Annotated in this window: 11 protein-coding genes; 2 read left to right on the forward strand and 9 right to left on the reverse strand. The window is 43.5% G+C overall.

All coding sequences use genetic code 11. From position 1 onward, the window contains the following. Window positions 1-403: 403 nt before the first annotated feature. The 6 genes from RE317_RS12490 to RE317_RS12515 are packed head-to-tail and all read right to left on the reverse strand — an operon-like array spanning window position 404 to window position 5431. Entirely contained in the window at window positions 404-802 is a 399-nt protein-coding gene (locus tag RE317_RS12490; protein WP_005845993.1) for a rhodanese-like domain-containing protein, read from the reverse strand. 29 nt (window positions 803-831) lie between these two features. Further along, entirely contained in the window at window positions 832-1482 is a 651-nt protein-coding gene (locus RE317_RS12495) for a NigD-like protein (RefSeq protein ID WP_005850825.1), read from the reverse strand. 58 nt (window positions 1483-1540) lie between these two features. After that, a complete protein-coding gene (locus tag RE317_RS12500) occupies window positions 1541-2698 on the reverse strand; it encodes a 1-acyl-sn-glycerol-3-phosphate acyltransferase (protein ID WP_008667496.1) in 1158 nt (385 codons plus the stop codon). A gap of 28 nt (window positions 2699-2726) precedes the next feature. Further along, window positions 2727-3701: a D-alanine--D-alanine ligase gene (locus RE317_RS12505; protein WP_005845987.1), complete on the reverse strand. Its 975-nt coding sequence runs from the start codon at window positions 3699-3701 to the stop codon at window positions 2727-2729. Then, window positions 3698-4771, reverse strand: coding sequence for an RluA family pseudouridine synthase (locus RE317_RS12510; RefSeq protein WP_005850827.1), 1074 nt, complete (start codon window positions 4769-4771; stop codon window positions 3698-3700). The genes RE317_RS12505 and RE317_RS12510 overlap by 4 nt, the downstream gene beginning before the upstream one ends. Before the next feature lie 18 nt (window positions 4772-4789). Beyond that, window positions 4790-5431: a PASTA domain-containing protein gene (locus tag RE317_RS12515; protein WP_008667492.1), complete on the reverse strand. Its 642-nt coding sequence runs from the start codon at window positions 5429-5431 to the stop codon at window positions 4790-4792. A gap of 149 nt (window positions 5432-5580) precedes the next feature. Here RE317_RS12515 and RE317_RS12520 point away from each other — a divergent pair, with 149 nt between their 5' ends. Further along, entirely contained in the window at window positions 5581-6927 is a 1347-nt protein-coding gene (locus RE317_RS12520; RefSeq protein ID WP_005845982.1) for a threonine/serine exporter ThrE family protein, read from the forward strand. 99 nt (window positions 6928-7026) lie between these two features. Here the strand turns inward: RE317_RS12520 and RE317_RS12525 are convergent, their stop codons facing one another. From RE317_RS12525 to RE317_RS12535, 3 genes are all read right to left on the reverse strand, one after another. After that, a complete protein-coding gene (locus RE317_RS12525; protein WP_005850829.1) occupies window positions 7027-7272 on the reverse strand; it encodes an RNA-binding protein in 246 nt (81 codons plus the stop codon). Window positions 7273-7537: 265 nt separating this feature from the next. Continuing rightward, the gene (locus RE317_RS12530; RefSeq protein WP_008667490.1) at window positions 7538-11470 is read right to left on the reverse strand and encodes a hybrid sensor histidine kinase/response regulator transcription factor; all 3933 of its coding nucleotides are present in this window, start codon (window positions 11468-11470) and stop codon (window positions 7538-7540) included. Window positions 11471-11605: 135 nt separating this feature from the next. Continuing rightward, on the reverse strand, window positions 11606-12991 hold the full coding sequence (locus RE317_RS12535; RefSeq protein ID WP_008667488.1) for a GDSL-type esterase/lipase family protein: 1386 nt from the start codon (window positions 12989-12991) through the stop codon (window positions 11606-11608). 281 nt (window positions 12992-13272) lie between these two features. On the opposite strand from RE317_RS12535, the gene RE317_RS12540 reads away from it, so the two are divergent. Next, window positions 13273-16494, forward strand: coding sequence for a TonB-dependent receptor (locus tag RE317_RS12540; RefSeq protein ID WP_008667481.1), 3222 nt, complete (start codon window positions 13273-13275; stop codon window positions 16492-16494). Window positions 16495-16518 lie beyond the last annotated feature (24 nt).

Consider the following 16518-nt stretch of genomic DNA (forward strand, 5'->3'; position numbering starts at 1 on the left):
GGATTAAGATTATAATGAAGCCACAAAGGTAGGAAGGAAAAGAGGGGAAAAAAACACGCACGAGGCCGAATGCTTACATTCTTCCTTTTCAATTTATCGTTTCACCTTAGTGATAAAACTTCATCACTAAGGTGAAACGGTAAACAGAAAAGGGCAGCGCAACGATTTCTATCGGACGAAAAACTGTGTGTATCCTTGGCTTGACTATATAAGATAGCGCGTGGCAAGATTGCCATTCAAGAGGAAGAGGTCTCGCCTCGGAAATAGAAGACCGGGCGGGGGGAGTCTGGGACAAACTTACAGAGATGAAGAATTTATGAAGGATTGAAAAAAAATCCTTCATAATAAGTGGCAGTAAATCAACTTGCTAAGCCATAATGAAGGATTTGAAGGAAAAAAACGGTTAAAAACTTATTTCCTTCCCTAATTCCTTCCAGTCCAGGATACCCTTATCCAGATTATACACCTTGAATCCTTTTTTTACCAGAATGTTGGCGGCATTGCGGCTGCGTCTTCCACTTTTGCAGTAAACGGCTACGGGGCGGTCTTTTTGAAGAAGCTCCTCGATGTTTGTGCCAAACTCATTGTCCAATACATTGATATTGATGCTGCCCGGTATATGGCCTTCGGAATATTCGGCTACCGTGCGTACATCAACCAGTTGGATGGTCTTGTCCTGTATCATTTCCTCAAACTGGTCGGAGGATAGATTCTTGAATTTGTCACTGTCTTTGCCGGTACATGCCCATAATCCTAGTGAGAATGCGCAGATGAAGAATACAAAATAGATGGTCTTTATCATAAAATGGAATGTTTTGATGTTTTTGTTTGCTAAAAATAAAAGATACGACTGGTCATACCTTCTTTGTAAGTACGGATGTTGAATACAATCTTATCGCCTTTATGCAGTTTGCCGGCGTATGCCCACAAGGGAACAGACAGATAGACTTTACGGTTGAAACCTTCGATGTCATTATTCCTGTCATGATAGAGTGTCAAGTATAATGTTTGTTCTCCGTCTTTGTTCTCCAGTTTGTTCTCAATAAAGTGATAACCGTGTTTCTGGTCTTTGACTTTGACTTGTAAAATCAGGTTCAGGTAATTCCCACCCCGCCAAATGCTTTGAATGGCTACCGGGTCGGTCTTTATCTCCTTGAATTTAGATTCGGACAAGGGAACAGGAGAAATAACCAGTTGGGTATTGTAAAGCATGGCTTCTTTTTCTGCTTCTTCCGAGTCTGTCAATGGAGCGTACATGGTAACCGTGCGGTACGTGGTGTCTGGTGCCAGTCCGTCAAGACCGGTACGTGACTGGATGCGCCACTCTGTCCCTTCATCCGTTATCAGATACCGTCCGGTTCCTGTATGGTCGGTTTTCAAGTCGATCATATCTGTCAGAACATTAGGATATACATAGTCGTCTTCACCGCACGCGCCGAGAAGCAAAGAGGTTAGAAAAGATAAAATAACGACTTTCCTCATGTTTATTATTTTCTTTTTCAGGGTGGACTGTAACATCCACCCTTTACGGTAAACGTTCTTATCCTTTTGCCGCTTTCAGGTAATTGATGAGCGGATTGGCATACATAGTCAGCAAAGCATGACGCAGGAAGGCGGTGTCTTTGTTGGGAAGATCGACTTTGGCAATCTGCTGTTCCAGATATTTTTCAAAGTGCTCTTTTTCTTCTTCTGTGTACTCGGCCGTGAAACGGTTGTCTCCCATCAAGAGGTCACACGCCACATAATTACCTGCAAACAGGCGGTAACTGCTGTGTATATGCCGGTCTATGGTTTCCGATATGGCGGTAAACAAATCACATTTCGGCAAATTGAGTTCTTTCAGTTCGTCCAGTTCATGATTCAGACAGGCGGAAGTCTGGAAATGGATGCGTCCCTTGTATCCGTAAAGGCCGGTCTGCATATTGATCAGGTCGTCTTCGGGACTTTTCTGGAAATGTTCGTCGTTGCGTTTTTGCTGCAACTCTTTTGCTTTCAGGAAGTCACACGGGTCGTATTCGTAAGAAATGGCTAGCGGAACGATGTTCAGTTCTTTCAGTCTTTCGGTAACATCGCCTTCACCTGCCATGGCCATCATTTTCAATACACTGTCCTGGGTACGGTCATTGGAATCTTTGGCACGTCCCTGACGTTGCGCTATCCATAAATTCTCATGTTTTTCCTTCATGGCGAAATGCATGTAGCGCGACATCAAGGCAGATGCTTCCAGTTTCTGCCGCATGTTGAGGCCGCGTTTCACGATGAATGATTTATTGACACGTACCAGCTTATGAATCCATGGGTAGATGAGCAGGTTGTCGCCGATGGCGATCTCTACGGTTGTCATTCCGTTGTCTATCAGTAGGATAGATAGAAAAGCCGAGTCCAGAATAATATCACGATGATTGGAGATGAAAGTGTAGTTCCGGGTTAAGTCGGACAAGGCGGAACAGTCGAATGTCAGTCCGTTGGCTGTTTTTTTCACTAAATCCCATAATAGTCCGTAAAAGAACGCTTTTTGGAATTCCAGGTTTGTTTTGCATTGACGCATCTTCATGGCAAGACCTTCGAAAGGTACGCCCGGCATAACAGACTCTACCACTGTCCGGAAAGCGGGATCAGCGATTAATTCTTCATAGATTTGCGGCAACTCTTCGGGAGTGTACGGACGAATCTCGTTAAATTCAGCTGGTATGTTCATAATTTATAAAGGTTAGTCAGTGATATCACTAAAATTTATTTTCTATAATGTCAGTCATCACATCTTTTATATCCAATCCTGCTGCACGCACCTGTTGGGGAATGAAGCTGGTAGCTGTCATGCCCGGAGTGGTATTGATTTCGAGCAAGTTTACTTTTTCGCCTTCGGTAATGATATAGTCAATGCGGATAAGGCCGGAGCATCCCAGAATGTCATAAATGGCCGAGGTGAGCAGACGTACACGCTCGGCTGTATCTTCGGGCAGGCGGGCAGGTGTGATTTCCTGTGACTCGCCGTTGTATTTGGCTCCATAGTCAAAGAATTCGTTGGCACTTACCACCTCGGTGATGGGGAACACCACTTCCTTGTCCGAGGTCTTGTAACAGCCGCAGGTGATTTCCGTTCCCTTCATAAAGGCTTCAATCATTACTTCGTCACTTTCCTCGAAAGCTTTTTCGATGGCGGGTTGTATATCTTCCTTAGTCTTTACTTTGGTGACACCGAAGCTGGAACCGCCGGCGTTGGGCTTGATGAAACAAGGCAGACCGATTTTGTTGATTACTTCTTCGTCTGTAATTTCAAATCCTTTACGCAGGATCAGTGATTCGGCTACGCGGATACCGAAGCCTTTCAGGTATTGGTTGCAGGTGAATTTATTGAAAGTCATGGCCGATACCAGTACGTTACAACTGGAGTAGGGGATTCCTAACAGGTCGAAGTAACCTTGCAGGATACCGTTTTCCCCCGGAGTTCCGTGGATGGTGATGTAGGCGAAGTCGAATTGTTTCTTTTCGCCGTTCTCCATGAAACTGAAGTCATTACGGTCTATCGGGGTTTTAGAGCCGTCCGGAAGGACTACTTCCCACCGATGCCCTTCCATCTCTACTATATATAGGTTATAACGCTCTTTGTCAATGAAAGAGTAAAGTCCCTGTGCACTGCGCAAGGAAACGACAAGTTCGCTGGAATCTCCTCCGGCTACTATGGCAATAGTACGTTTCATAGTTCTTCTCTGTTACTGATATAGTTTCTCCACTTGTCTATCAGGTTTGTCATATCCTCGGGCAGCGGAGAGGTGAAGAACATCTCTTCGCCTGTACGGGGATGGACAAAGCCCAGCGTCATGGCGTGTAATGCCTGGCGGGGGCAGGTCTCGAAACAGTTGTTTACGAATTGTTTGTATTTACTAAAATGAGTTCCTTTTAAAATTTCGTTTCCGCCATAACGCTCATCGTTGAACAGCGTGTGTCCGATGTGCTTCATGTGGACACGTATCTGGTGGGTGCGTCCCGTTTCAAGTACACACTCTACCAGCGTGACATAGCCCAGACGTTCCAGTACCCGATAGTGGGTGACGGCGTGCTTTCCTTGGGCGGGGTCACTCAGTACGGCCATTTGCATGCGGTCTTTGGGGTTTCGCCCTATATTCCCTTCTATGGTTCCTTCGTTATTTTCTACGACACCCCATACCAGAGCATTGTATTTACGTTTGGTGGTCTTGTTGTAGAACTGAAGTCCCAAATGAGTCTTGGCATCGGGGGTCTTGGCTACCACGAGCAGGCCCGAGGTATCTTTGTCTATACGGTGGACTAATCCCACTTGCGGATCGTTAGGGTCGTATTTGGGATTGTCTTTCAGATGCCATGCTATGGCGTTGACCAGCGTGCCGTGGTAGTTTCCGCATCCCGGATGCACTACCAGTCCGGCCGGTTTGTTGACTACCATCAAATCGTTGTCCTCATAGACTATATCCAATGGAATATCTTCGGGAATGATATCATTATCATAACGTGGACGGTCCATCATCACCGTCAGCACGTCGCAAGGCTTTACTTTATAACTGCTTTTCACCGGTTTGCCGTTCGCCATGATAAGACCGGCGTCGGCAGCCTTCTGAATACGGTTGCGCGAAGAGTTGACAAGCCGTTCGAACAAATATTTGTCCACGCGCACCTGTGACTGTCCTTTGTCTACTACTACACGGAAATGTTCATACAGTTCGGCAGGGTTGTCCACTACCGGTTCCACATCATCCAGTGTGTCGTCCAGTTCATCCACATATTCTTCTTTCATCATCACTGTGTGTTAAGTTTAAAACCAGGATTCGTCTACCACCGGTTTGTCATCGTTCGCAGTTCCGGATTCATTTACCAATGCAGAATCTTCGGGCATGGTTTCATTGCCGTTGCCTACCGTGAGTGTCAGTACGGCTTCGTGAGGAACCTTTTCTCCGGCTTTCAAGTCGCGTCCTCGGTATTTTATGCTGTATACCCAGTCTTTTTCGCCGCTGATATATTCGGGTTCGGTTATTTTAAAACCTAATGCACGTAATTTGGCTTCGGCCTGGCGGAGAGAACTATTATCCATGACATCGGGAATGGCTACCTTGGGGGCGCTGTCTGCATTGACGGTCAGATAGACGGTTCTGCCCGACTTCACCTTGGAGCCATCGGCGGGATTCTGTTCCAGAATAGCACCGGGGGCTATTCCTTTTACATAGCTGGAGTCTATGACGATTGATTTTAGTGACTGCTTGTCGAGTTCATTTTCTGCGATCCGCAGATTCATTCCTTTTACATCGGGCACTACCACTGCTTCGCCGTGGCGTGTATAGCTGTCCAGCCATTGAAGGGTTCCCCAGGCTGCTGCCACAATGACCACTACCATCGCTATCAGATTGAGCCAGAAGAAGCGGTTATTCTTGAATGAAAAGAATTCTTTGAATGTTACCATATCTAACTTAATTATTTCGGGTCAAAGATACGACAATTTCATTTCTGTTCCTACATTTAGTTATGAATATCATATACTTTTTGTACCTTTGCACCCCGAAAAAACAACCTGTTTCCTGTCAGAGTAAACAAAATTGAGGTAAAAAGAAGATGAACGAGACAACAAATGAACAAGAGGTGCTGCTATTGCGCCGTAAACTAGACCTTTTATTACGTACCGGCAAGCTGCTGATGGAGAGTGCGGCAGACACTAACCGGATTGAAAGAAACATGAAGCGCGTGGCCGCTTATCTGGGCATTCCGGAAGAGAAACTGCATATTGATATCCGGTGGACGATGCTGATGGTCAATGTGAGTGACGAGAAGCACTCTTTTTCCAAGTTTCAGAAATGCGAGAAACATGGCATCAATATGGAAGCCATTTCAAAAATCAGTAAACTTTCGTGGCGTGCCATTGAGCAGGATTATTCATTGGATAAATACGAGGAAGAACTGGAGAAGATTGCTCGTCAGGAGCGTAATTATACCCCCTATGTCGTGGCAATCTGTACCGGGTTTGCCTGTGGAGGGTTCTGTAAGCTGTTTGGTGGTGACTGGATTGCTTTTCTGATTACGGCTATTTGTACTTTTGTGGGGTTCCGTACCCGTGCCCGTTGCATTGAGTTCGGTATCAATGTATATATGAGTATTGCGATCTCTGCATTTTTATGTACTTGTCTGGCTTATGCGTTTTCTTTTTCAGGTTTATCTTCCACTCCGTATCATCCGTTGCTGGCCTGTACCTTATATATAGTTCCCGGTGTGCCGCTGATAAATTTTGTGGACGATATGATTGACAATCACTTGTTGGTAGGTATTACGCGTGCAGCCAACACGGTAATGATGGTAGGAGGCATGGCGTTTGGTATCGCTTTTGCCTTGAGGCTGCTGGTGATGAGTGATGTGACTATCGACCAGAAGTTCAGTGAACTGAGCATGGTGCCGCACGATGCTTATTGGGTATATGCTGTTGCGGCTGCTATTGCGGCTATGGGATTCGCCACTATATTTAATGTGCAGAGACGTTTGTTGTGGGTGGTGGCTGTAGGTGGAATAATTGCAGTATGTACCCGTAACTTTGTAAACTTTGAATTAGGATATGGTCCGGTGATCGGTTCGTTTATGGGAAGCTTTGTTGTGAGTTTGATAGCTGTCAAAGCCGTTCATTGGTTTCATGTTCCTAATCATGTGCTGACTATTCCTTCTGTCATTCCGATGGTTCCCGGTGTCTTGATGTATCGTTCGTTGCTGGCGCTTATCAATATGCGTGGAGTGGTAGGAGAAGTGACGCTTGCTTTTTCCAATGGTATTAACTCGGCGCTTATCATTTTCTGTATAGCCTTGGGGGTAGCTGTTCCTAATATTTTTGCCCGGCGTTACATAGCCAAGGACCGCCAGCGTTTTCTTACACAGATGTTGGCGGAACGCAGAGCTCGTGGTAAATTTATAGAGTGGTAGCTGGTGTATGTAAGCAGTATTCATTAAAACTTGATAGACAAAGAAAAAGGATTTTCCATGCAGGAAAATCCTTTTTCTTTGTCTATCAAGTTTACTCTGTTAATTTCTGGGTAAGGCTTCTTTTACTACCATTGGACGACCGGCATATTCTACGCCGTTCAACTGTTTGATAGCGTTTGAAGCTTCTGAAGTTTCCGGCATTTCGACAAAGGCGAAACCTTTTGATCTTCTTGTATCACGGTCAATGATTAACTTGACTGAGCCTACTGTTCCATACTCTTCCATAACTTCTCTCAAATCTACTTCCTTAACGTTGTAGCTAAGGTTTCCAACATACATATTCATAACTGTCAATATAAAAAATTAATAATCTAACAACGAAATTTCAAGAAGCTCTAAATCAGGAATGAATATACTCAATGTGGATAACTGAGAAGATACATGATGAGAATAAAACTAGAATAAATCTCTAATTGTTTGTTGGACAAAGTAAACTCTTTCATTTGGATAATGCACTATATCTCTGCTTTTATTCCATATTATATATCATTTATTATTATAAATGGTCGGAAATTAACATAACATGGAATGAAAACAGGGTTTTATAGGGTTATTGAGTGTTGACAGGCGGTTTCTCTCTGTATTGGGTAGGGGAGCAACCTGTATGCTGTTTGAATACAGTGCTGAAATATCTGGCGGTCGAGAATCCTGTCTTATCTGCTATGTCATTGACACTGAGTTCTGTATGGAGAATAAGCCAGATAGCTCTCTCCATACGTATTTTGGTTATATAGTCGTTGGCTCCCATATCTGTCAATGCTTTCAGCTTATTGTATAAAGAAGCTCTGCTGATTCCTATTTTGTTGCAAATGAATGGAATACCCAACTGTTCGTTATCCAGATGTTCTGTGATTATCTGATTCAGGCGATTTAAAAATTCTTCATCGGCCGAACTGAAGGTTCCTTCTTCGGGTGGCGGCAGAGGACCGATGTCTGTATAGCGGGTACGCATCCGTTCCCGGTTATGCAGTTGGCTACAGACAATTGCATACAGCATACTTACTTCAAAAGGTTTTGTGATGTAGGCGTCTGCTCCGTTTTTATAACCATATAGTTGGCTTTCTTCGTCATTACGTGCAGTGAGCAGGATAACCGGGATATGGCTTATTTCCAAATCTTCTTTTATTTGTTTACATAGCTCATAGCCGTTCATATGGGGCATTTGGATATCGCTTACAACTATATGAGGACGTTTTTCCCGGCAAAGACGCAATGCTTCCTCTCCATCGGCGGCTACCCATATTGTCTTAAACCGGTCTTTCAGGGCTGTTGCCAGATAATCGGTCAGGTCTTTGTTGTCATCTACTATTAATAAGGTATGGCTTTGGGCTGTTTTATTTTCTTCCTGTTGTTCGGGAATGCTTTCTGTTTCTTGCGTGGGTGCCAAAAGTGTATTCAGATATTCTTGTGGGTGCAGCGTGATATTTCCCGGTTCGGTATTTAATGGAAGTTCGAACCAGAAAGTGGCTCCCGGACTTCCGAAATTCTTGTTGTCGTAGGCTCCAATGTTGCCTCCGTGTTGTTCGACCAGTATTTTAGAATAGGACAATCCGATTCCTGTGCCGGGACGACTGTTGTTGCCTTGGTAAAAGCGGACAAAGAGATTGTTGGTATCCACATCTTTCAGTCCCGGACCTTGGTCGGAAATGGATATGCGTACTCTTGTCCTGTCTTCCGACAAACGGGTTGAAATGCTGATTGTACTCTCATCGGGAGTATATTTCAATGCGTTAATTAATAGGTTGGTCAGGATAGTGGTACATTTTTCTTTGTCGAAGCACAAGGTTTGAATCTCCGGCTCAGGTTGATAGACGAGCGTGATGCCTCTGACGGAGGCTTCCGGTTTAAAATCGGAAATCAGTTGCTCCGCCCATTCATCCAATTGTATGCTCTGGATATGGAGTGTGCTTTGTCCTACTTCCATTTTGCGAACATTCAGAACAGTATTCAGAATGTTCTTCATCCGTTCAGATTGTTTACAGATGCTTTGGATCAACGGATAATTTTCGTTGTCGGCGGTAAGTTTGTCCATTAGTTGTTTCAAGGGTGCATGTATCAAGGTCAGTGGAGTCCGAAGCTCATGGCTGATGTTGATGAGAAAGCGTACTTTTTCTTCGTATACCTGCTGTTCATGTTCTTTCATTGCCCACTTTAGCTTGGTTTCTTTGTTGCGCAATATCAGGATGAAAGTGAGGATGACACTGATGAAGATAAAAAGGGTGCAACTTAGGATGAACCAGCCGGATTTATACCAGGGAGGCAGTACTGTCAGGGTAAGAATATCATAGTCTGCTGTCCAGTCACCGTTGCGGGTACTACAGGCGGCTTTTATGTGATAACTGCCTGTTGGCAGACTGCTTAAGTTTATTTCCGGTAAATAAGAATAGATGTTTTGTCCGTTCAGTCCTGTAATGGTGTATCTATACATGGGTTTGCGGAAAATATCCTTATCACGGGTGATGATTTTGATGATGATCGGTTTGCTTTTTTCATTGACACTAAGTTGGTGGTCGTTTGATATCCGGTCGTAGACACGTTCTCCGCCCACTAGGATGTCCGCCAGTTGAAGAGTGGGGAGAAGTGCGGGGTCGTCAGGTAAGTGCCGGTTGATATGTAGTAAGCCGTTTACACCTCCCATATAGACATCTCCGGATGAAGAGAGCAACCGGGGTTTCTCCAGATATTCGTTTTGTACCACTCCGTCCGGTTCACCGAATAAGATGAACTTCTTTTCTTTAATCAGATATGCGAATAACTTTTCTTCCGTTCCTATCCATACACGTCCTTGCCGGTCACAAATGAGCGAGCTTATTTCATTAATCAGGGTATTGGGGACAAGGGTATATTGCTTTGTACCCGGATTATAATAACTTAAACCATGGTTACTGCCTATCCATAGCAATCCGTTCTCGTCTTGTGAAACAGAATTGAACACGGTGTCTGTTTGACAGGTAAATATAAGTTCCAGTTCGTTGAGGCTGGAGTTGATTTGATAGATATGTTCCAAATCGTGCAGATAGCAATCCTCTCCTGTGCTGTTTATGGGTAACAATGTACCGACAATATCAGTGATGCCTTTTCCCTTGGTGATGGGAATGAATTGCTTTTTACCAATATGGTATTTATAAGGTGTTTCGGATAACATCAAAATGGTTTCAGGAGTATTTTGATATACATTGACTGTTTTTCCCCGATGGCATAAAATATCATTAATGCTGTCGTTGATAATGACAAGCGGCTGATATCGGTGGGTTTCTTTATGAAAGATAAACAGGCCTTGGCTGAATAGCGAAACCAGCAGATGGTCTTTGTCCATGCCGGTGATGGAAGCCACCTTTTCTTCCCAGGTAGAAAGTATGTGATGAAACTTTCCGGTGGCCGGGTCGAAGAGGTTGATGCCCCCTCCGTCTGTTCCGATCCATATTTGATTGTCATGGTCCTGATAAATGGATAGGATTGTTTTCTCACTCAGTCCGTAATTCTGTCCCGGCAGTACGTCTTGATAGGTTTTCATTCCTACCTCTTTAATATTGATTAATCCGTTACGTACACTTCCTGCCCACATATTGTCGCTTTTGTCGTTATATAGACAAAGAATAGAGTTGGCAGGCAAGGAGTAACGATCTCCCGGAATGTACCTCAATGTCGATATCTTGCCGGTCTGCGGATTGAGAATATGGATTCCTCCTCCGTCTGTACCCATCCATATTTGTCCGTTATGCTCTTCTAATGATAGCACTACATTGGTTTTGAGGGGAGAGTTTTGTGTATGATAGGTCTGTAATTGTTTTCCATTGCGGTCATAACAGCTTACTCCCTGATTGTAATGAGCTACCCATACATTCCCTTTTTTATCAATCAACAGTGAGATAATCTGTTCACTGTTGAAGGGAACAGGACGGGTGTTGCCCGTAGCGATATCAATAAACAGAGCTTTTGCCCATCGGTTGGTGGCCAGGAGAGTGCGGGAATCCCATTGGTAAAGATTGGAAATATGATACTTGCCGTTCGGCTTCAACGTATGGAACAGGTTGATAATATGGTCTTCATAGTTGTATTTGTATAGACTGCCTCTTCCCCCGAAGATTACTCCGTCCTCCCATAGGCAAAGAGAACTGGCTATTACCGGATTGTTGTCTTTATCCCGCACAAGGGTAAACTTGTCTTCTTTTTCATTGTAGCGGAATACTCCCTTTTCTGTGATGGCCCAAATGGTATGTTCTTCATCTTCCAAAATATGTGTGACATTACCGCGCAGATATCTTCGCTGTTCGTAACCGTCGAATCGTCCGATTCCTGAGCGTGTCCCTATCCAGACATATCCTTTTTCCTGACTGACTTCCATACAGCGTACCATAGAGGAAAGTCCGTTTTGAGAGGGGATTTGTTGGAAAAAGTACTGTTTGGCTTCTGATATAGAATGCAGTAGAGTGAATAGAAGGAGCAAGGACAGGATTCGTATGTTGTGGGCAGATGTTTTCATTGCTTACTCAAGGTTTGGGAACAAAAATAGTTGATTGTCTTGAATAACACAACAAAATGACGTATGAATAATGCGGACAACCGATAAAAAGTCTCTTTTTGGCTGATTAATTCCTGTCTGCTCCTTCGTTTCCTTTTATTTTGCTATAGCATTGTAAACAGCTTTTGCCATCACTTTCGCTCCTTCTTCATTGGGATGGATATGGTCGGGGAATAATTCCGGCATTCCATCCATTGCGCTGTGAAGGTCAATGACAGGCAGCTTATTTTTCTTGGCAACCTTCTTAATCATAGGTATAATCTCTTTTGAGATGATATCATCATTAATGCTTTCTCCGGTAAGATATGCCTTTGAAGGATAGCATAGATAGATTTCAGGTTGTGAGGGAAGGGCTTTAAAGGCGTCAATCATGGTTTGTGTATCTTTTATGAAATCTGCTTTATGTACCCAGTTGAATGACTTGCTGTCATTGGTTCCCAGTTTGATAACAACGATATTGGGGTTGAACGCCAATGCTTGTTGATAAGCTTGTTCTTTCATATAAGGGCGATCACCTTTATTCAGCATGGTACGTGCGCTGACTCCAAAGTTTTTCACCCAGTATTTATCTCCTAGCAAACGGCCTAGAACGGAGGGATAGCTGTCGTGGCTCCGGTTTTTGATTCCTGCTCCGTAAGTAATGCTGTTGCCTACACAGGCTACCCGGACAGCATCTTTACGGGGAGCTTTGAAACTGCGCAACCAGGCGGATAAATCGTTTAACATCTCATTCTTGTAAATGAAGTTTTCGCGGATACCCCAGCCATGTCCGCCACTGGCATAAATATGGAGTACGGCTGGTACATGATTCTTGTGCAGTCCCAGGTAATAATTTACCCCATTGGCAGGAGGAACTGTCTTGTCATCGTCACTGTAGGCGATAAAGGCGCGGGGAGTTTCTTTGGTTACTTGTTTCTCATTGGAAAATTCGGTTTCCAGTTCGGCGGAAGCGTCCTTACCTAAAAGATTATCGTGAGATCCTATGTGAGTATAGGATTTATCCATGGTGATGACAGGATAGAACAGGATTTGAAAGCTAGGGCGGAGTTCGGGGCGGACATGTGTGGCGATGGTTGAAGCTAGATGCCCTCCGGCAGAGGAGCCCATTATACCTATATCATATGGATTCAGATTCCATACATCGGCACTGTCGCGCGCCATTTTCATGGCAGCTTCGGCGTCCGAGATGGGGAGAGTGCGGTCACCATGAGGCATCCGATATTTCAGTACAATCAGTGCGATGCCTTGTTTGTTGAAGTAAGGTGCCCAGTCATAGCCTTCGTGGTTGACAGCCAGTCCGCCATATCCGCCACCCGGACAGGCTACTATGGCACGGCCTGTCGCCAGTTCGGGAGCCGGAAGGAAGACGCGGAGCGAAGGGGTGTCAATATCAAACGGTTGGGGAGCCTTTTGGGCGGCCAAGGGAAAAGATGCTGATAAGAAGAACAGCAGGATCGTTAAAATAGAAAGTTTTAGTTTCATAATATATTGATTAATGGATAAAAACATATTTGGAGATACAAAGATACTTGTTTTTATATTTGGGTTGGTTGTCATTGTCCTTAAAAAAACAATGGCCGGGTTTCCGACTTTGTTTATTACTCCTCTAAAATTGACTATTTCTCGGTGAAATGGACCTTTTTAGCTAATTTTGGACTTAAAAATAGTGATTATTGTACCCCTTATACTTCTGTTTTCCTCTACATTTGCCACAGATTAAAATAATGTTAACTATCATAAATTACTAATTTAAATTTAATTCTATGAAGAAGAACCTCTTTAACGTTTTTCTAGTGTGTGTCTTCTGTGTGGCAGCAATTCCAGATATGTTTGCCCAGCAGATAAAAGTAACAGGTAAAGTTACTGACAGTACGAACGAGGGGATGCCCGGTGTGAATGTACAAGTGAAAGGTACAGCCACGGGAACCATTACAGATTTTGATGGCAATTATTCTATTGATGTTCCTGACTCCAAATCTACATTAGTGTTTTCTTTTATTGGCTATGTGACCCAGCAAGTGCCGGTCGGTGGAAAAAAAGTATTGAATGTTCAGTTGAAAGATGATACCCAGACATTGGATGAAGTGGTGGTAGTGGCTTATGGTACGGCAAGAAAGAGTGATTTGACCGGTGCTACCGCCAGCTTGCGTCCGGATGCTAACGATGCTTCTAAAACAGCTTCTTTTAATAATCTGTTGCAAGGTAAGGTGGCGGGGCTGAATGTAACTTCATCTATGGCTGCTCCGGGAGCTGCCAGTTCTGTGACAATTCGTGGCGCTAACTCATTGCGTGGAGATAACCAGCCTCTGTATGTTATTGATAATGTCCCGCAATCTTCCACCGGGGAATTTGCAGAGTCGGCTATGGGTGGCGGTGATTTCCAGATTGCGCAGGATCCTTTAAGTGCTTTGAATCCTGCGGATATTGAAGATATCACTGTATTAAAAGATGCCTCGGCTACGGCAATTTATGGTTCCCGCGGTGCGAATGGTGTTATTATCATTACGACTAAAAAAGGGAAAGCAGGTAAGGCTAAAGTAAACGTGACTGCAAACTTTACCATTGCGGATGCCCGTAACCTGCATAATATGTTGAATCTGGAACAGTATGCTGCTTATGCCAATATGAAGGCTAATGCCGGCGAGGAAAAGTACTATCCGCAAGCAAATGGCGAGATGCATTATGTGTATGGTGAAAACTTGGATAAATATAAAAAAGATCCTACCAACCCTGAATACTATCGTGTCTTGAGTTATAAGAACTGGCAGAAAGAAGCCTATTCATCTGCTTTCTCTCAAGTCTATTCTGCATCGGTCAGCGGAGGATCGGATGCAATGACTTATTATGTTTCGGGTGGTTTTAAGGATATAAAAGGTATTGTGAGCAATACAGGTATTAAACAAGGTGATTTGCGTGCAAACCTTACGGCTAACCTTTCAAAGTCCGTTACTATGGCGCTTGCTTTGAATGGATCTATCAAACAAAATGATATGATGACCGGGGGTAATACGACAGGTGGTATTGCCGGTTCATTGGCACGTACAGTATTGGATACAGCTCCTTATGAAATTCCGGCAGACGACCCGACATTACAAACGGACATGGACGCAAAAACTACTGTTTATAGCTGGCGGGATGACTATGATGATATAACGGATGATAAAAGCTTTGGCGGTAGTCTGGATTTGAAATGGAATATTTGCAAATACCTTTCGTATAATCTTCGTGCCGGAGGAAATGTGAATATAAACGAACGTGCTCGTTGGTATGGCATGCAGCTCACTATCGGTGCTAATGATCAAGGTGTGCTAGCCATGGCTAATTTGAACAAGACCAATTATAATATAGAGAACTTATTGAATTTAAATATTGACTTGGCGAAAGGTATTCATCTGGGAGCGACTGCTGGTGTAACTTATGACGGACATACATTCTTGAATAAGAATGTGAAGGGTACTCGTTTCTCTAATTTTGACTTACGTACAAAAGGGTTACACCTTGCTTCTGTGAAGACTCATGAACAACCTACCCAAAAGGATTATCAGTTACTGTCTTATCTAGGTCGTATCAATCTTTCTGCTTATGATAAATATTTGCTTACTGCATCTGTACGTGCGGACGGATCAAGTAAATTCAAAAAGGGTAACCGATGGTCTTACTTCCCTTCCTTCTCTTTGGCCTGGCGTATGGAGCAGGAAGAGTTTATGAAGAATATTAACTGGTTGAATCAAATGAAAATACGTTTAGGTTTTGGTGTTACAGGCAATCAGGGCATTAATCCTTATGCTACTTTCTCTGATTATTCACAAATAATAGATTATGCAAAAGCCACAGGGGATCAGATTTTGGCAATGGCGGTAAGCAATTTGCAGAATGACGGGTTGAAGTGGGAACGTACATCTTCTTGGAATGTGGGTTTTGATTTTGCTTTTTTCAACAGCCGTCTGTCAGGATCAGTAGATGTATATCAGAAAAAAACCAATGATTTGCTTATTTCGCGTTCATTGCCTGCTTCCAGTGGTTTTGCAAGTGTGATGTTGAATCAAGGTTCGTTGAAAAACAAAGGTGTTGAAATTAGTTTGAATGGAGATATTCTCCGTAACTTGAACGGTTGGAGTTGGAGTTTGGGCGGAAACATTGGTTTCAATAAATCAAAAATTGGTGACCTGGGTTTTGCACCGACAGATTTTGGAACCTTGAAGAATGTGCGTGGATATCAGGGAACTTCTATAGGAGATCATTTTGGTATTGCTAATCTTTTCATTGCAGGTGAGGCACCGGGATTGTTCTTCGGATATAAGACTCAAGGTATTATTCAGCCGGAAGATATTGTAGATGGAAAAGTTGCTTATACGGCTGCTGACGGATCAACCAAATATTATTCCAGTTCTGTGGCCAATGACTTGGGAGCCGGTAATATAAAAGCGGTGGATATGAATGAGGATGGTGTTGTGGATGAAAAGGATAAAACCATTTTAGGCAATCCGAATCCGGACTTTACTTATGGTTTCCAAACTCGTATTGCCTGGAAAGACCTGTCTGTTTCGGCTTCTTTTAATGGTGTGCATGGTAATCAGATATTGAATACGAATATCCGTTATTATACGCCCTCTCGGCAAGCTGGTAATTTGACACAAGAAGCATTCCGGAATATCTGGACGGAAGAGAATCATTCAAATCTTTATCCGTCGGCTACGGCGAATGTAAAGAACGTGGTTTATGACCGTTATATTGAGGATGGAAGTTACTTGCGTTGTTCGGATATCACTTTGAATTATACATTGCCAAAATCTTGGATGAAGAAAATCGGCTTTCAGAATATAGGTGTATTTGCTTCGGTTAAAAATGCATTTGTCATCACTAATTACAGTGGATACGATCCGGAAATCAATTCGTTTGCTTTTGATGGATTACGCCCGGGCATTGATATGAATGCATTTCCAAGCCAACGTTCTTATGTCTTTGGATTAAATGTGGCCTTTTAAATAGTTTAACCGATAATTTTTTTG

This window comes from Phocaeicola sp. GP0067 (assembly GCF_031119655.1).
Lineage (GTDB): Bacteria > Bacteroidota > Bacteroidia > Bacteroidales > Bacteroidaceae > Phocaeicola > Phocaeicola vulgatus.